This is a genomic window from Sulfolobus sp. E5-1-F, assembly GCF_009601705.1.
Classification (GTDB): Archaea; Thermoproteota; Thermoprotei_A; order Sulfolobales; family Sulfolobaceae; genus Saccharolobus.
Genome location: NZ_CP045687.1, coordinates 1,357,145 through 1,374,419, shown reverse-complemented (window position 1 = coordinate 1,374,419; position 17,275 = coordinate 1,357,145). Strand labels below are relative to the sequence as shown.

Here is a 17,275-nt window from a genome sequence, read left to right as displayed (position 1 = left end):
AATAGTGGGGCCGCCGGGATTTGAACCCGGGACCACCAGCGTTCTGGTGGTTAGGGAGGTATCCCCAGGCTGGCATCCTAGTCCAAGCTAGACTACGGCCCCTCTAATAAAGATAGATGATGGGTTTAAAAATTAACCTATTGTTAATACTCACATAATACTTTCACTTTCGGTCTACTCTCTCTCCCTGCTTGACACGTTTGTATAACGGGTATCACAGTAGTTTGGGCTATATTAAATGGTGTAAATACTTGTTAATAGGTGGTCATCAATTCCGATAAAATATGTTTGCAAGAATTGTGGAACAATATTACATAAGTTTGAAAAGGTTGGACAAGACTTCTATGGCGTGAGGACTCCATCAGAGATAAAATCAATATTTGGTGGTAAATGTCCTAGGTGTGGACATGAGCTAAGCACTCCAACTTTGGATGATATAAAAATATTTTTTAGAAAGAAGCCACAGAAAGTTATGGTTTTAGAACAACTGAGATAAGAGCTGCTCAAAAGTTATTTCGGATTTAGAATACTTTACTGCTAAGTCACGCCTATTTAGATAGTTTGAAAGTAGTTTTGTAACATTTCTGGGCTTCTCTTTTATTGTAGCTGAATCGTAATCTATAATATACGTTCTGCTGTTTGTGACCATTACGTTCTCCCACGGTCTTCTCAATTCTTTATGCTCTATGAACTTCTCTTCCAAGATTCTAGCCCTTTTTAGTAAATCAATTATTGTTTCTCTTGTCTCATTTTTAGTTAAATTTCTCCCACGTATATACTCCATTAAAATGAAATTCTTACCGTAATCATAAACTCTTGGTGCTACTTCTTCTCCAGCTTTAATTTGCATTTTCGCTTCAATTTCTAAGGTTTCTTTGGGAGCGTCTGTTCTCCTTATTTTTAGGGCTTTATATGGTTCAACTAATACTACTATTCCAGTTTTTCCTTTTCCTAATACTTTTAGCCTCCCCAAGCTCTTTTGACCAAATGAGAACGCGTAATCAAATCCAGCCTTTCTTAGCTCTTCTTCGACTTCTTTAGAATAATAAGGGTAAATGAAATAGCTTATTTTAACCAAGTTGGGGTTTTCCTCAAGAATTTCATTATTTGTGGATCTTCCGTATTTTGCAGCCAATAGCTCTCGATATTATACTTCACCTTTAGAACTATATTCCTTTTGGCTATGGCCTCTGCATCGTATTCTTTTCTCTCTTTTATAGAGTATAATCTCCCATCTTCTCCAACCCATATGTTATCATTTTTCTGAATAAAATCATCTATAGTTTCTGAGTAGTACTGTGGTCCAATATTTAGATAGTATTGTCCAATGTTCTTGCTTTCCAATTGTATTGCAATAACGATATTGCTGGTATCTCCCCACGCTTGTATATCGATTACTCTAAAACCATACTGCTTTAAAGCTCTCTCTATTTTGTTTATACTTCTCTTTATCTGACCCCATATGATATCCTCTGAACTCTTCTCGTTCAAATTTAGCCTCAAAATAAGCACGTCTCCCTTAATTTTCTCCTCTACTTTTTTTGATGGGAAGAAGAACTCTATAGAGGGGTTTTTTAGATAATATTTTGCCGCAATTGAGAACGTTGCTATATTTTTTAATGATACTGCAGCTGTTACGTTTCTTCTAGGGTCTACTGGGTCTGGGATAATTAATGGCTCAGAAAACGTTTTCATTGGTTTTGCTAATTCTATTTTTACTGGATGTTTCCATTTAGAGGCCCCTTCTAGAACTTTTCTAAAAGTTCCATAATATATAATTAAGAGTTCTGCAGCATATCCAGAGAACCCTTGTACTTTTAATTCAGCTCCATAAACGCCTATTCCTTTCATGAATCTTTTTAATAATCTAACCTCATCCTTTCCTCTTTCATCCAGGTGGGAAGTAACGTATTTCGTGTGGAATGGTGTTCTATCTACAGCTGTTATTGCCTTATCTCCACTCTCTACCCTCAAGGCTGGGACTATATCTACTTCTATGTTATTTATATTAACTATTACATAAGGATGCTCAGCATATGCCAAGGTATAATTGAGATCTTTTATTCTACTAATAATATCGTTTAGTGCATTTCTTTCTAGATATTCTTTTCCGACGTCTTTGGGATAAAATACAAAGATATCTACATCTGTGTCTTGCCTTAGCCAGGTTCCTTTCCTAAATGATCCCTCGACCTCAAAATCTAATTTACTTAATCTTTCTCCAATGATTTCCAATACTTTTTCTATTCCTTTTTTGTCTTCTTCAGTAGGTTTTATTATCTTTAGCACTTCCTCCTCTATCAATTGAACTCACTTCAAACAGTCTATCATATATTGGGCCTTTTGGAGTTAACGTGCTTTTGAAGAGAACGACATTACTAACTTCAAAGGTTCCAATATCCACGTTCATATTCTCATTAATTGCATTTATGAGGTTGCTAATAGAGTTGTAGCTTTTTACTCTTCCTATTGTTAGATGAGGTGAGAAATCCTTATCGTCTTCTGGTTTAATTTTTCGCTTTAATATCTCGTTAAGTATATAAGATCTAATCTGTTTAAGCTGTTGTTGACCCTCAGTGATTCCAACCCAAACAACTCTTGGCCTTGTTAAATTTGGAAATGCTCCTAAACCTTTTAGTGTGACTCTAAATTTATTGAATTTTACTTCTCTCATTGAATCTTTCACTTCTTCTAATCTGTCATCCCTAACTTCGCCTAAGAATAATAATGTAATGTGAATGTTATATGGTTCGACCAATTTTATGTCAGCTCCCGTATTTTTTACTATCTCGAATATTTCAAGTAGTTTTTGGGACTGTGGTACTTCTATGCCTATAAAGAGCCTCATAATTTTTAAACCTCTATAATAAGTTATTTGGTGGTCACAATTAAAGTCATTCTAATTACTGGAATGCCAGGCTCTGGGAAAAGTGAATTTGCAAAGCTATTAAAGGAAAGGGGAGCAAAGGTTATAGTGATGAGTGACGTTGTAAAGAAAAGATATTTTATTGACGCTAAACCTGGAGAAAGGTTAATGGATTTTGCAAAGAGGTTAAGGGAAATTTATGGAGACGGTGTAGTTGCTAGACTCTGTGTTGAGGAATTGGGTACTGGTAACTATGATCTAGTAGTTTTTGATGGTGTGAGAAGTTTGGCTGAAGTTGATGAATTTAAAAGACTTTTAGGTGATGATGTTTACGTTATAGCAGTTCACTCTCCACCCAAGTTAAGATATAAGAGGATGATTGAGAGGATGAGAAGTGATGATTCTAAGGAAATTTCTGACTTAATAAGAAGGGATAGGGAGGAACTAAAACTAGGTATCGGAGAAGTGATAGCTATGGCAGATTATATTATAGCTAATGATTCAAACTACGAGGAATTTAAGAGACGCTGTGAAGAAGTAACGGATAGAGTGTTAAAAAATGGTTAAAGTTATGGTAGTTGCAGAGGTCAGACCTTCAGAGGACGTAAATAAGGTTCTTTCAGCAATTTCAAACTTCTTTGATTTCGAAAAAATTAACACGAGGAAGGAGGGAATTATTGATATTTTGGTTCTAGAAGCTAAAACACTTAGAAGCTTGATAAAACTTCATAGGGTGTTAAGGAATGAGCGAATTTTGGATTCCGCTAGAAAATACTTGATGAGGGGTATAGAGGGCAATACGATAGCTTTTATGATACATAAACAAGCTGCAGCAGTTGGTGTCCTAAGTTTTGTCGACAGTGATAAGGAATCTCCGTTAGGTGCAATCAAATTTTATATAGAATATCAAAATCCTAAAGAAGTGGTCGATTGGTTAGCTCCAAGGACGGCCCATGGTGTACCTCTCTGGGATAATCCTATTCCCCCGGATGTTTAACTACTTAAGAGTTATGTAAGATAAGTCATCTGGTAAAATTGATTTAGAGAAAATTCTTCTAGCCACTTTTAAGTGCTCAGTTATATCCTCATATCTGGGGCTTATGTGTGTTAGGGCTAATAGCTTCACTGAGGCTTCCAATGCGACCTTAGCAGCGTCTGCTACATTTGAATGGCCGTATGTGTAGGCTGAAGGTTCATTTAAAAATGTCGCATCGTGAATTAGGAGATCAACCCCTTTAACGGAGTCTATTACTGATTGACAAGGCAAAGTGTCTCCAGTATAGGCTACTTTTAATCCCCTTTTTGTAACTAAATAATCTTCTGGCTTTAACAACCTTCCATTATATTCTACTGTTTTTCCTTCTTTTAATTTTCTAATTACCCTCCAGTCCTTTATTTTTTCCTTTTCTAGTTTTTCTTCATCTATTTTTACTCTATCCCTTTCTGAAATTAAGTATCCTTGTGACTCTATGGTATGACATGTTTTAAATGTAGATATTGTAATATTCTGATCACTGTAATTATCTATAAACTCTATTTTGAATGAAGGTCTAAATTTAGAGTATTCAAAAGACGTGTAGAGGAAATTCTTAAGTTCTCTTGGCCCGAGAATGTATAGTGTCTCCTTTCTTTCTAGGAGACCCATGCTTGCAATTACTCCTAATAATCCAAATACATGATCTCCATGCATGTGAGTTATTCCTATAATTTTTATTGAATTTATTCCAAGTTTATTATTCATTAGTGTATATTGTGTTCCCTCCCCACAATCTAATAAAATATTTAGGCCTTCTCTTCTTATCAAGAATGCTGGTAATTTCCTTTTTCTAGAAGGGGAACCTGCCCCTGTCCCTAAAAAGAATACTTGAATCACTTTTTTTGCACCACGTAAACTGCTCTTGTTAAACTCTTATGTGAATACAAGTAATGTAAGCCTTTTATAATAAAACTATTTTCCTTTAGTTTGTCTATAAAATTGAATCTTGAATCAGTAGCGAAGGCTAGAAATCCACCCTTTGTTAATGTCTCTGACGCTGAGGAGAAGAATTCCTCATAAAGCTGAATTAACTCTGCACCTTTATTTTTTGTTGACCTTCCATATGGGGGATCTGTTGCTATTGAAGTTATATGGTGAAATGGTAGATTGGTTGCTGAGGAAAATAGCAAATTACAATCATAATTGAAATAATTTAGATTAGCCTTAGTTTTTTGTAACATTTTTTTATCTAAATCGCTCCCTATACACTCATAGTTTAACCATCTTGCTTCAATCAATATTGACCCAGTACCAACGAAAGGATCGAGTACCTCTTTTTTAGGTCTAGAAAGGTTTACAAGTAATCTTGAAGTTTCGGGATTCATTGTGCCCGACTGAGAAAACGGTTTCTTCTCGTGTGCAAGGAGACTCTTAGAGTCAATTTGCCCCTTTATTTTTCCCAATATAATTACTCCGTCAGTTAATATTATGTCAATTTTCTCACATTCTTTGGACACTTTTACCCCTCGTTTTATCTCGTGATTTATCGCGTATAAATTATCCTTTTGAGAGCCCATTATTACATCTTCCTTTATCCAGAAACATCCTCCTCTTAATATTTCATTAATTTCTTTCGGATCATCTGAGATGTATATAAGTTCACCACTTCTTTTTATCCTGGCTGACCTATTAGCTATATTTCCCTTATTTCCTTCGAATACTGCTACTCCAGTGAAGTAGCTAATCTCTACACTATCGTCGTTAAGTAGTGCTTTCAATTCAGCTAATGATAAAAAATAATTGTTTCCTTTTAATACAGCATAGGTTTTAGTTTTCATAAGCTTAGTGCTATTGATGGTGAGATGTCTATGGTTATTATATCTTTGTCATTCACGTTAATGGTATTAGTTCCTATCAACATTTTTACCCCCGCTTCCCTTAACCTCTCTTTTGCATCTCCCACTAACAATAAGTGGACTGCTACTGCTGTAACGCTTCTAGCACCTAAGGAATAGGCTAAACGAGTAGCTTGCACAATTGTACCTCCAGTGCTAATTATATCATCTATTAGAACTACATCCTTACCTTTTAGGTTTATGTTTGGTGCCTCTTTTATTCTTACTTCACCTGTTGTTCTATCCCTTTCCTTTTCTATATAAGAATATGGAGCGTTAATTTCTTCGGCGATTTTTCTGGCTCTCTCTAACGCTCCTCTATCTGGTGCTAATATGAATGGATCTTCAACGATTTCTTTTATTTTTCTCGAGATTTGATGATAAGGATGGACTATTTTGAGTTCTCCTTTAAAGTATGAGAGTTCTTCTGGTTTATGTGGTTCTACTACTACTAAACTGTTAACTCCTACTTCACTGAGTATGTGTAATATCGTCTTTATACTAACTGCTTCTCCATCTTTGAATCTTCTATCTTGTCTACTATATGCTAAGTATGGGACTATTACAGTTAGCTTTCTAGCTCCTAAGTCTCTGATAGTTTCTGCAATTAGGAATAATTCTATTAGATGTTTATCCTGGGGGTAGTCCGTTGTTTGCACTAATAATACTTCTTCATTTCTAATTGAAGAGGGTACTCTTATATAAGATTCCCCATCTGGGAATATCTTACTTTCCACTTTTACTAAAGGTATGGATAATATTTTTGATAAACTTTCATCTATTCCATTTGTGGCTGTTCCACCTATTATTATCATTATTATTATCTTTAAGGGGAAGTTTTTAAGATTAAAAGCTGAGTGAAAAGAGATATGTACTACGTTTTTATACTTGGAACAGCAGGATCTGGGAAGACCACGCTAACAAAAAATTTGCAAGATTACTTACTTGATCAAGAGATGGATACTGCTATAATAAACCTGGATCCAGCAGTTGAACAGTTACCATATACTCCCGACTTCGATGTAAGGGATTACGTTGATGCATATCAGGTGATGCAAACCTATCATTTAGGGCCTAATTCGAGTTTAGTGGCCTCTATTGATTTAATTTTGACTAGAGCAGCCGAGATTAAGTCAGAAATTGACCAAATTGAGGCTAATTACGTGCTAGTTGATACTCCAGGACAAATAGAGTTGTTCGCGTATAGGGAGACTGGTAAGTTAATTTCTCAATTAATTAGGGGAAGTAATAAGGCAGTAGGGTTATTTCTTCTAGACTCTTTTCTTGCTAAAGAAGCTAGAAGCTTTGTATCCTTACTCCTACTTTCAAGTTCCATAAAATTTAGGCTAGACTTACCTATTATAAACGTTCTTAATAAGGTAGATCTCCTCACAGAAAAGGAGTTAGAACAGATATTGGCGTGGGGGGAGAATGCTGAGAATTTGGTTGATGAGTTGGGTAAGGTGGACGAGTATTCCCTTGAGTTAGTTAATTTATTAATAGAGAGCCTATCTTCTAACTTAATTCCCGTATCATCAGAAGAGGGTAAGGGATTTGACGAACTATATGCTGAAATTCAGAGAGTGATGGCCGGTGGAGAGGATTATCTGACAGAAGAACCCAATCCAAAGTTATAAGCTTTATTAGTCCTATAGAGTAATTAGATAACTAATGAAAGCTAAGGTAATTGATGCTGTTTCATTCTCTTATATTTTAAGGACTGTAGGAGATTTTCTGAGTGAAGCTAACTTTATTGTGACTAAAGAAGGTATAAGAGTTAGCGGGATTGACCCTTCAAGGGTAGTTTTTCTGGACATATTTTTACCATCAAGTTACTTTGAGGGGTTTGAAGTTAATCAAGATAAGGAAATAATAGGTTTTAAGCTAGAGGATGTAAATGACGTCTTGAAACGCGTTTTAAAGGACGATACGCTAACGCTTTCTTCGAACGAATCTAGGTTAACACTTACATTTGATGGAGAATTTACTAGATCCTTTGAACTTCCATTAATTCAAGTTGAAAGCACCCAGCCACCTTCAGTTAATTTAGAGTTTCCATTTAAGGCACAGCTACTTACTGTGACTTTTGCTGACATAATTGACGAATTATCTGATTTAGGTGAAGTTTTGAATATATACTCGAAGGAGAATAAACTTTATTTTGAAGTTATTGGAGATCTCGCCACCACAAGGGTAGAGTTATCAACGGATAGTGGAACGCTATTAGAAGCTTCAGGTGCAGATGTTAATAGTAGCTATGGAATGGAATATGTAGCGAATACCACTAAAATGAGAAGAGCTTCTGATTCAATGGAATTATATTTCGGTTCTCAAATACCTTTGAAGCTTAGATTCAAATTACCGCAAGAAGGCTATGGGGACTTTTACATTGCACCAAGGGCAGAGTAACTTAATTAAGAGTTTTTTTAGGAACTATTATTTAAACGCGGAATTAGGATTGCCAAAGGATATGGAATTAAGGGAATTCGCCCTTCAACCTTTTGGTTCGGACACGTACGTAAGACATCTCTCCTTCTCTTCTAGTGAGGAATTAAGGGACTATTTAGTTAACAAAAATTTGCCACTCCATCTATTTTACTCTTCTGCAAGATATCAATTGCCAAGTGCTAGAGACATGGAAGAGAAGGTTTGGATGGGGTCAGATTTGCTATTTGATATAGATGCCGATCACATATGTAAACTAAGATCAATTAGGTTTTGTCCAGTTTGTGGTAATACCGTCGCCTCTGAGAAATGTGAGAAAGACGGCGTAGAGGCTATAGAGTATGTCGAGATGACAAGCGAATGTATAAAAAGAGGTTTAGAAGAGGCTAGAAATTTGGTTGAGATTCTTGAAAACGATTTCGGATTAAAACCTAAGGTTTACTTTTCCGGAAATAGGGGTTTTCATGTTCAAGTTGATTGCTATGGTGATTGCGCACTTTTAGATTCTGACGATAGAAAGGAAATCGCAGAATACGTTATGGGTATTGACGTTCCAAGCTATCCTAATGGTAGTGAAAATGCTCCTGGGTGGGTTGGTAGAAAAAATCGCGGTATAAACGGGGTTACTATTGATGAGCAAGTTACCATTGACGTTAAGAGGTTAATTAGGATCCCAAATTCTCTGCATGGAAAATCTGGATTGATTGTAAAGGAGGTAACTAATTTAGATGATTTTGAGTTTAACGAGACCTTGTCCCCTTTTACTGGTTATACAATATTTTTGCCCTATATCAGTATAGAAACTGAAGTTCTAGGCAAGAGGATTAACTTAAATAGGGGTATACCGATTAAGATTGAATCTAGTGTTGGGATTTATCTTCATTTGAAGAATTTGGGGGAGGTGAAAGCTTATGTTAGATGAATTGGTTAGAAAGGAGTTATCAGAGGAAGAAATTACTGAACTTAAGCTAGAGGAGATTATCAAATATTTGACTCTTATTAAAAAGTCTAAAACATTTGTTGATGCCGAAATCAGAAAGGAGGAATTGAAATTTCTTTCAGAACTGGCTGAATCGTTATTTGAGCTTAGATTGGCTAAGATCCTAGAGGGAAAAGTTAGTAAAGGATTTGACGAATTCATTTTCAATATTTTTAATTTATTAAAACAATTTTACATTGAGTTATTAATTGGGAGATATATAATTTATAATGATAAGATCTATTGTATAGTGCAGAAGCCATTAATTTATAATAATCATAAGGTTGATGAAGGAGATATTTTGGCTTTACCTATGAGAGAAGCCTTACCATTGATAATAGCAAGTTATTTAACTCCCTATAAAATAGATATTGAAGAACAGTTATGAAAGTCCCTAAGGTCATTAGTACATATTGTCCAAAGTGTAAGACTCATACGGATCACTCTGTGTCGCTATATAAGAGCGGTAAGAGAAGAAATCTTGCTGAAGGGCAGAGAAGATATGAGAGAAAGAATCTTGGATATGGAAGTAAAAGAAAACCAGAACAGAAGAGATTTGCAAAAGTTACAAAGAAACAAACGCTAGTACTGAAGTGTTCTAAGTGTGGTTATACTGTAGTAAAAGAGGGAATTAGAGTAAAGAAGTTAGAATTAGTGGAGGTGGCTAAGTGATGAAGAAATTGAAGGTCCTAATACCAGAACCAAAAAGTAGATTCCTTAGAGTAAAGTGTCCAAATTGCGGTAATGAGCAAACAATATTTAGTCACTCTACATTTCCAGTTAGATGCTTGAGTTGTGGGACAGAATTGGTCTACTCTGCTGGTGGTAAAGCAAAAATAGTTGGAGAAGTAGTTAGAATAATGGGTTAAAGATGATTTACAGTAGAAGCAAAATCCCCTCAGAAGGGGAAATTTTAATCGCAACTGTAAAACAAGTTTTTGATTATGGTAGCTATGTTACCTTAGACGAATATGGGGGTTTACAAGCATTCTTACCTTGGAGTGAAGTAAGTAGTAAATGGGTTAAGAACATTAGAGATGTTTTAAAGGAAAATAGGAAAGTTGTGGTAAAGGTAATTAGAATTGATAGGAAAAAAGGTACTGTAGATGTATCATTAAAAAAGGTTACTGATGATGAGAGAAGAAAGAAGAATTTACAATGGAAGAAAATTCAGAGATTAGATAAAATTTTGGAATTGGTATCACAACAACTAAAATTAAGTGAGAAAGAGGCCTGGGAGCAAGTAGCATGGAAATTGGAGGCTAAGTACGGAGATGCTATTTCGGCAATTGAGAAGGCCGTTAAAGAAGGAGAAAAAATACTAATTGATGCAGGAGTTCCGGATATCTGGATTAAACCATTATTAGAAGAAGCTTCAAAGCATTCAGAAGAAAGGAAAGTGAAAATGTCCGGGCTTATAACAATTAGGACAAACGATCCCTTAGGAGTAGAGAAAATTAAAGAAGTAATATCAAAAGCACTAGAAAATATAGAACAAGACCATGAGAGTATACTGAATGTAAAGATATATACTATCGGAGCACCTCGATATAGGGTAGATGTAATAGGAACTAATCCAAAAGAGACCTCAGAGGTTCTAAACCAACTTATCTCTAATTTAATTAAGATAGGAAAAGAGGAAAACGTAGATATAAGTGTGGTTAAGAAATGAAGTGGAAAATGAAGAAATGCCCTAAAGATAACACTTACACTTTTAAAGATATTTGCCCTGTATGTGGCTCTAAGACTATAATTCCTCATCCATCTAGATTTTCACCAGAAGATAAATATGTAAAATATAGAATTGAATTAAAAAAAGGAGCAAAGCTTAACTGTTAATCACTACTGTAGGTTTTAGTATTACACCGGGTTGGGTAAACTGATATACCATTACCATTATGTAAGTAGTGTAGTACACTCCTCCAGCACCTCCATTTCCTACCGGGAATAGTGCTATATATGCAGGTTGGAAGTACATTAGTTGAACACGTGGTAATGGAGATCCAGTTATAGTATATCCAGTACTGGTAGGAACTATCTGCGTTGTAAATGGAGCTATTGGTTGTCCATATCCAATTTGATATAGACTCTCAATGAACATTTGTACTATAAGTGAGTTATAAGCCGTTGGAGTCCACGCAAATGGTTCAGCTTGTGAAACTTGTGAAGCTAAGTTCTCGGCAATAGTTGGATTTGTAGATGCATAAGTATCAATAATTTGTGTTATTGTATTGTTTATTTCGGTTAAGTTTATATATTCTTCTAGAGGATATTCAGCTATTGTTGTCATTGCTCCCATAGCTTTTCCAATATCCCCTAAACTGGTTGTATATCCAAAGAACGCGCCAGGGAAACTAGGTGGGTATCCTATATACCATTGGGCTTGGCTCCCGGAATATACTAACGTAACAGCGTCATACGCTACTATATAAACTGGAATAGTATAGTTTGGGCTACCATAAGGATGCAAATGGAAATATTTCTCTAGGACATTTGCTGCAAAAGTTTCATTGTTCAAGAACATTTCTGCCATAAGTTTAATTTGTGTGCCATTGAGCGTGTTATTTTCATCTATCACACTCCTATTTGTCAAAACTTCCAGCCAATACCCATAATCCCACCAGGATAATACAAACGCGTGCTGTGGTGAATGGGTTCTTATCCAATTCGCTGCAGATACCCAAGAGTAGTTAGTTGTTAGGAAGCTTGTAGCAGCATTGGTTATTGCTGGAGGTTCATTACTCGCTAAAGTTGCTAACCCAGCATCTGCAACTAGGGATATTCCTACCATTGCTAAGACAAAGCCTACTAAAATTTTGTTACCGTTTCCATTTTTCACTCCCTTTAGTAGGTTATCTGTAATGTAATAAACTCCTAAACCTCCCAACGCTGCTACCATGTATGCTGTATAGTTAAATAGATAGGGCTGTTCTGATGTACCAAATATACTTGCAACTCCTAATACTAATAACCATAAACCTACTAGGTTTCCTTTTCTTATCAAGTAATACATCCCTATTACTGATAAGAATAGTGCTATTCCGAAATCTTGTATCATTGCAGTTATTGGTTGTGGAATATATTCTGCTACTGTCTTATCTATCGGTATTGTAACCTGATAAAACGGGTTTATTATAGCGTAATATCTAGAGGGTATTGGTGCTGATGTTGGTCTTAGAATCGATAATCCAGATAAGCCTATAGTGAATATGAAAATTAATACTGCAATTACTATTAGATTTCTTGAATCTACTATTTCTTTAGGAAGTGCTCTTGATAGATATAAATCTAAATAAAGAACAGCTGAGATTAAGAGCAGTGACAAGCCATGTGCTAAACCGGACATGAAACCTATATTATTTGGGGCTAATGAAGTTAGAAATGAAGTTACAACTACCATTATTGTGTACAAGTTTGCAGTAGTTTCATCATTTCTATTTAGCAGAATTAGTAAGAATGCTGCTACGAGCAAACTTAAGTCAATATAAGTATAGCCTCCCCAAGAGATCTCAGCTAAGAATAATAATATACCTGCTGGTATTCCATACCAGACGTTCTTCTTCTTTAAACCCTGATTGAAGAGGAATATTGTAAATAGTATAAACACTGCACCCCAAGATGTCTTGGGAAGCCCACCTAACAAGTTCTTATATGTTAACGCAGGGGAAACTGCGATTATAGCAGCTGCCATATAACCAGCCAATCTGCTATTAGTTATTGATTCTATTGAAAGATATGATGCTACAACGCCTAGTCCAGCTAATAAAATATCAGAAAATATTGCGACTGTATATACTGCGTTGGCGCCATAAGTTGCATAAAAGGGCAATGAAACTAATGCAACTAAGAAAGGCAAACCTATAGTATTTCCCAATTCTATGAAGTATCCCCATGGGAACCAGCCCAGTACATCCGGAGCTACTGCATACCAGTTTCCATGAGCTTGAGCTATTAACAATGCGTTATAGAAAAGATACCAAGGATCGAATTCATTAACAGCCAAAGGCCAATTAGCACTTAGACTTCTAATTAATATCGAAACTAATGAAAGACCTACTATCAGAGGTAAGTCTATAAGTGATAACTTCTGTAAATCTCTCCTTAGTCCCTTAACTGATTGCATGGCTGTAGTGTATTAAGTATTATACATTTATTAAACTTATTCCAAGCATACAGTTTTAGTTTACTGAGGATATTTTTTAATTAAAGCTTTAACTTCATATGGTAAGGAACAGCGCGTTTATAGTTTTAGGGATTATAGTCATTAACGTTCTTGTTATCTACTCTTTTCTCTATACGCCTTTTATGTTCTCGACATTTTATCCCACCTTCTTACCTGGGCCTATTTACGATTTTAATCCTATAAAATATGCTGAAAGTTTTCCAGTAATCACTAATTACTCTTCATTAACGTCATGTAATCCAAAACCTCTTTTCATTTATAATGCATCCGGAAGACCGATCTTAGGGCAAATTATTGATATTTTAAAGCTCAATGCTAGTCAAGTAACCCCGGAAGCTTATTGGAGAGTTGCAGATTTAGCAGGTTTTTTCTCTAATTACACTATAGCGAGAAATTACTCCATATATTATCTAAACCCATATTATTATGACAATATATCTGAACAACCTAATGTCACAGCGATCTATCTAAACATTTCAGATGTATATGCTTCTCCCTTTTATACTTCTTATCCTCCAAGTGATAATATTAGCACTAGCTTCTCCTTTATTACTACAAGTTCATATTCAATTCAGAGCTATGCTAGTTGGAACTTTACTAATATCGAATGGCATTTTGGGGGAAATATCTCTCAAAACGAATCTTACTATTACTATACTGCTATATTAAATTTAAATAAGTATATAATTGTTAATAACTTCCACTACTACTATAATGGATCTCTTACTTTTCGAATAACTGTAAAACCGTGGGGAGTTTCTCCAGACATCATCTCAATCTATGTGACGTATAATCAGAGTTTAAGTATTCCCTTAGTTCTTCATTTGTCCACAAATTCAGTAAAGCATCAGATAGGTAATTATTCCTATGTACTTACTCCCTCTTACCCCCCTAAAGTTAATCCAGAGTTTTATGAATACATTTTTTATAATTATTCAGTTTATCTTTTTCTAAAAGTGGACGTTTATAATGGTTCATCCCCTATAACTTTCATTTTACTTAACAGCAGTAAGGTATATGCAACAGATGAGAGAGATTTCAATTTCACTTTAGAGTTCAAGGAAACTAGTCTTTCGCCTAAAACTTTCAATATTAGCCTATATACTTACGATACTATAAAAGTGGGAAGCTATTATATTGATAGATATTGGTCCCCTGGATATATAGTAATTTATCCACAGACGTATATTATCTATAAAGGAAATTTAAAGCTTTTTGAATTGATTTTTATTATTCAAAATCACATGATGGGAACCCCACCAGACTGGGTTTTTAATCACATGCCATTTAATGAAGTATATGAGAGCAATTATGCTAATACGTATTTGCAACAAGTAGGCTACTATTACGGTCTTAATAAGTTATTGGGTGAAATAGTGAAGAACTTTACTACCGACAAAAAATATGATAAGTATTCAAATTGGGAGTTACTGTTGCTCTCTTCAGAAATTTCTATGCAGATAAATTACTCTAAACCAGCCCAAAATTTCACTATGGCATTATTAAGCAAAGAGGGTAGTGAGTATCAAGCTTTCATGCAAATGGTTTTTATAGTATCTTGGGACTTATGGTACACTACGTTTAATGGTTCATACTATTTTTTAGGTAAATGGATTCCTTGGACTTATGGAATTTTCACTGGTTTTTCCATTCCAAATTTCTATAATAAAACTAAAATTTTACCTTATATAATATTGAATAGTTCTAATGTATCATATTTGTTTTTTAACATTGAATCATTTAGGATAACCTCTTGGTGGTATGAAAATATAAGTTCAGATAATGGCTCAATTCATCTAAGTTATTTTAATGTTTATTCGTATGTTCCTAAGAAGGGAGATATTTTAATTTTAAATAAATACTATAATTTTAGCAATATTATATATATACCTACATCGTCTACTGAATTTATTGTCAATATAAGTAGTGGGCCCGACGGGATTTGAACCCGTGACCTCCCGGTTTCTGAGCACCCTATCAGCCGGGCGCTCCACCAAGCTAAGCTACGGGCCCTCTTAATTTATATCTTAAATTTCATAATATAAAGCTTACTTAGCATTAGTTGTCTTCTTTTTAATTTCATAAGAAGACACTTGCTATTCTTGAATATAAAGAAGATTGAATGATTTTCTAATTTTGAAAAATCTAAATAATATGTAACATTTCTATTCAAGTAATATGAAAATAATTTAGAAAGAAGCATCAGTGGCTTGCCATACATATAAATATATTTTAAAAATATAGCCATATCCATGAAAAGTTATTATGCAGATCCATAGAAATTCTTAATAATTATTTTTTACCTCTTTACCTAGATTGAGATGAAAACGTGGAAATACAAGATGTTATTGATCGTCCAAATGATATTAATAATGTTTTTGTTTTCAACTATTTTAACGCACTCTCAAACTGCCACAAATTCGTCTGTAATCCAGCAACTTAATCAGTCAATACAATCAATCCTTAACAGAACATCTAGTTATCCTGCTGCAGCAGTACCATCTTGGCTTGATACTGGAAGCAACGCGTGGATGTTAACTGCAGCTACTTTTGTAGGATTGCAAAGTGTTCCTGGTGTGGCATTATATTATGCTGGATTATCTAAAAAGAAATATGCAGTTAATTCAGCATTAATGATATTTTATGCATTTGCTGTAGTGTTAGTTATATGGATAATAGCTGGCTATAATTTTGGTTTCGGATACCCCGCATTGCTTTCTCTTCATGGTTATGGAATATTAGGGTATCCTGTTCCATCCTGGGGAGGACTTTTTGAAGCTTCGCAAACTACCTATGGTCCTAGTGGTGCTCACGCTAATATACCAACTGCTACCTTTATATTCTTCCAGTTCGTTTTTGCTGCGATAACTCCGGTATTGTTAGCTGGAGGAATATTAGAGAGAATGAACTTTAAAGCTTGGATGGTTTTTGTACCCTTCTGGTCTCTCCTAGTATATAGTCCAGTTGCATATTGGTTATTTGCAGGTGGGTGGTTAAATCAACTAGGGGTTGTGGACTTCTCTGGAGGTTATGTTATACATGTTGATGCTGGAGTAGGGGCTCTAGCTGCAGCATTAGCAATAGGTCCTAGGTTGGCTACTGAACGGAAGTTAGAGGCGCATAGTTTGCCTTTAATTTTAGTTGGTGCTGGCTTAATTTGGCTAGGCTGGGATGGCTTCAATGGCGGTGATCCATTAGGAGCTACAGTAGATGCTGCAATAGCGGTGCTAAATACGAATATCGCTACTGCAGTAAGTGCCGTAGTATGGATGTTAATGGATATGAAATTCTTTGGAAAGCCAACGCTAGTTGGGGCCACTAGTGGTGCTATAACTGGCTTAGTTGCAATTACACCAGCTGCAGGTTACGTGAACGGATGGGAAGCTGCGTTAATTGGAATAGCCTCCGGAAGTATACCATGGATGGCCCTATATTGGTTAGAACCAAAGCTAAGAGTTGATGATACGCTTGGAGTGTTTTCAACTCACGGGATAGCTGGAATACTAGGTGGCTTATTAACTGGAGTTTTTGCGAATCCGGCAGTTACACAGTTTGTGGCTCCAGGATTAAGAGGAGCTCTCTATGGTAATTGGTATCAACTAGAAATTCAAGCACTGGCAGTAGTAGTAGTATTTATATATGACTTCGCAATGACTTTTGGCCTTCTAAAGTTCATAGGATTATTTATACCATTACAAGCAGCACCTCAAGAACTAGCAATAGGAGATTACGCTATGCATGGTGAGGTAGCATATTCGGAATTATTGGCTACAATTCCAGAGAGTGCTAAATCTAAGGAAAAACCAGTCGTTTTATCTAAGAAAGAAGAGAAAAATAATGATGAAGAATAATGGGTATAATTGTAACTTTTTCTTTAAACTAGCAAGATTTATTTTTTGTCTGTGGATATATTGTATAAACGCTTAATAAC

General features: G+C 35.3%; 19 protein-coding genes and 2 tRNA genes. 12 read left to right on the top strand and 9 right to left on the bottom strand.

All coding sequences use genetic code 11. The features are described 5' to 3' along the window. Positions 1-5 precede the first annotated feature (5 nt). A tRNA-Pro gene (locus tag GFS03_RS06750) sits at positions 6-102 on the bottom strand. Positions 103-271: 169 nt separating this feature from the next. Between GFS03_RS06750 and GFS03_RS13770 the strand changes: the two genes are divergently transcribed. Continuing rightward, positions 272-496, top strand: a complete 225-nt coding sequence (locus GFS03_RS13770; RefSeq protein WP_153424567.1) for a hypothetical protein — start codon at positions 272-274, stop codon at positions 494-496. Here GFS03_RS13770 and GFS03_RS06740 read toward each other — a convergent pair. Genes GFS03_RS06740 through thpR form a run of 3 tightly spaced genes read right to left on the bottom strand, consistent with a single transcriptional unit; the run spans position 479 to position 2,848 of the window. Further along, positions 479-1,078 carry a serine/threonine protein kinase gene (locus tag GFS03_RS06740; protein WP_153423101.1) on the bottom strand — a complete coding sequence of 200 codons (600 nt, stop codon included), beginning with the start codon at positions 1,076-1,078 and terminating at the stop codon, positions 479-481. The genes GFS03_RS13770 and GFS03_RS06740 overlap by 18 nt on opposite strands. Next, on the bottom strand, positions 1,066-2,304 hold the full coding sequence (gene cca, locus GFS03_RS06735; RefSeq protein WP_153423100.1) for a CCA tRNA nucleotidyltransferase: 1,239 nt from the start codon (positions 2,302-2,304) through the stop codon (positions 1,066-1,068). Before cca ends, GFS03_RS06740 begins: the two co-directional genes overlap by 13 nt. Further along, positions 2,264-2,848, bottom strand: a complete 585-nt coding sequence (thpR, locus tag GFS03_RS06730) for an RNA 2',3'-cyclic phosphodiesterase (protein ID WP_153423099.1) — start codon at positions 2,846-2,848, stop codon at positions 2,264-2,266. Before thpR ends, cca begins: the two co-directional genes overlap by 41 nt. An 18-nt stretch (positions 2,849-2,866) precedes the next feature. On the opposite strand from thpR, the gene GFS03_RS06725 reads away from it, so the two are divergent. Beyond that, positions 2,867-3,433 carry an AAA family ATPase gene (locus GFS03_RS06725; RefSeq protein WP_153423098.1) on the top strand — a complete coding sequence of 189 codons (567 nt, stop codon included), beginning with the start codon at positions 2,867-2,869 and terminating at the stop codon, positions 3,431-3,433. Further along, on the top strand, positions 3,426-3,863 hold the full coding sequence (locus GFS03_RS06720) for an RNA-binding domain-containing protein (RefSeq protein ID WP_153423097.1): 438 nt from the start codon (positions 3,426-3,428) through the stop codon (positions 3,861-3,863). The genes GFS03_RS06725 and GFS03_RS06720 overlap by 8 nt, the downstream gene beginning before the upstream one ends. Here the strand turns inward: GFS03_RS06720 and rnz are convergent, their stop codons facing one another. From rnz to prs, 3 genes are read right to left on the bottom strand one after another with little or no spacing between them, the layout of a single operon-like run. Further along, entirely contained in the window at positions 3,864-4,739 is an 876-nt protein-coding gene (rnz, locus tag GFS03_RS06715) for a ribonuclease Z (protein WP_153423096.1), read from the bottom strand. After that, the gene (locus tag GFS03_RS06710; protein ID WP_153423095.1) at positions 4,736-5,680 is read right to left on the bottom strand and encodes a TRM11 family SAM-dependent methyltransferase; all 945 of its coding nucleotides are present in this window, start codon (positions 5,678-5,680) and stop codon (positions 4,736-4,738) included. The genes rnz and GFS03_RS06710 overlap by 4 nt, the downstream gene beginning before the upstream one ends. After that, positions 5,677-6,552 carry a ribose-phosphate diphosphokinase gene (prs, locus tag GFS03_RS06705; protein WP_153423094.1) on the bottom strand — a complete coding sequence of 292 codons (876 nt, stop codon included), beginning with the start codon at positions 6,550-6,552 and terminating at the stop codon, positions 5,677-5,679. Before prs ends, GFS03_RS06710 begins: the two co-directional genes overlap by 4 nt. A 54-nt stretch (positions 6,553-6,606) precedes the next feature. On the opposite strand from prs, the gene GFS03_RS06700 reads away from it, so the two are divergent. The 8 genes from GFS03_RS06700 to GFS03_RS06665 are packed head-to-tail and all read left to right on the top strand — an operon-like array spanning position 6,607 to position 11,000. Further along, positions 6,607-7,374, top strand: a complete 768-nt coding sequence (locus GFS03_RS06700; RefSeq protein WP_153423093.1) for an ATP/GTP-binding protein — start codon at positions 6,607-6,609, stop codon at positions 7,372-7,374. 34 nt (positions 7,375-7,408) lie between these two features. Then, positions 7,409-8,146, top strand: a complete 738-nt coding sequence (gene pcn2, locus GFS03_RS06695; protein ID WP_153423092.1) for a DNA polymerase sliding clamp Pcn2 — start codon at positions 7,409-7,411, stop codon at positions 8,144-8,146. Continuing rightward, entirely contained in the window at positions 8,112-9,104 is a 993-nt protein-coding gene (priS, locus tag GFS03_RS06690) for a DNA primase small subunit PriS (RefSeq protein ID WP_153423091.1), read from the top strand. Before pcn2 ends, priS begins: the two co-directional genes overlap by 35 nt. Next, entirely contained in the window at positions 9,094-9,549 is a 456-nt protein-coding gene (locus tag GFS03_RS06685; protein ID WP_153423090.1) for a hypothetical protein, read from the top strand. Before priS ends, GFS03_RS06685 begins: the two co-directional genes overlap by 11 nt. Next, positions 9,546-9,833 carry a 50S ribosomal protein L44e gene (locus tag GFS03_RS06680; protein ID WP_153423089.1) on the top strand — a complete coding sequence of 96 codons (288 nt, stop codon included), beginning with the start codon at positions 9,546-9,548 and terminating at the stop codon, positions 9,831-9,833. The genes GFS03_RS06685 and GFS03_RS06680 overlap by 4 nt, the downstream gene beginning before the upstream one ends. After that, positions 9,833-10,030: a 30S ribosomal protein S27e gene (locus GFS03_RS06675; RefSeq protein WP_153423088.1), complete on the top strand. Its 198-nt coding sequence runs from the start codon at positions 9,833-9,835 to the stop codon at positions 10,028-10,030. Before GFS03_RS06680 ends, GFS03_RS06675 begins: the two co-directional genes overlap by 1 nt. A gap of 2 nt (positions 10,031-10,032) precedes the next feature. Beyond that, positions 10,033-10,833 carry a translation initiation factor IF-2 subunit alpha gene (locus GFS03_RS06670; protein ID WP_153423087.1) on the top strand — a complete coding sequence of 267 codons (801 nt, stop codon included), beginning with the start codon at positions 10,033-10,035 and terminating at the stop codon, positions 10,831-10,833. After that, a complete protein-coding gene (locus GFS03_RS06665) occupies positions 10,830-11,000 on the top strand; it encodes an RNA-protein complex protein Nop10 (RefSeq protein WP_153423086.1) in 171 nt (56 codons plus the stop codon). Before GFS03_RS06670 ends, GFS03_RS06665 begins: the two co-directional genes overlap by 4 nt. Here the strand turns inward: GFS03_RS06665 and GFS03_RS06660 are convergent. Continuing rightward, positions 10,990-13,284, bottom strand: coding sequence for an STT3 domain-containing protein (locus tag GFS03_RS06660; RefSeq protein ID WP_153423085.1), 2,295 nt, complete (start codon positions 13,282-13,284; stop codon positions 10,990-10,992). The two genes, GFS03_RS06665 and GFS03_RS06660, sit on opposite strands and share 11 nt — an antisense overlap. Before the next feature lie 1,987 nt (positions 13,285-15,271). After that, a tRNA-Ile gene (locus GFS03_RS06650) sits at positions 15,272-15,357 on the bottom strand. Between the two features lie 308 nt (positions 15,358-15,665). On the opposite strand from GFS03_RS06650, the gene GFS03_RS06645 reads away from it, so the two are divergent. Next, entirely contained in the window at positions 15,666-17,195 is a 1,530-nt protein-coding gene (locus GFS03_RS06645) for an ammonium transporter (RefSeq protein ID WP_153423084.1), read from the top strand. Positions 17,196-17,275 lie beyond the last annotated feature (80 nt).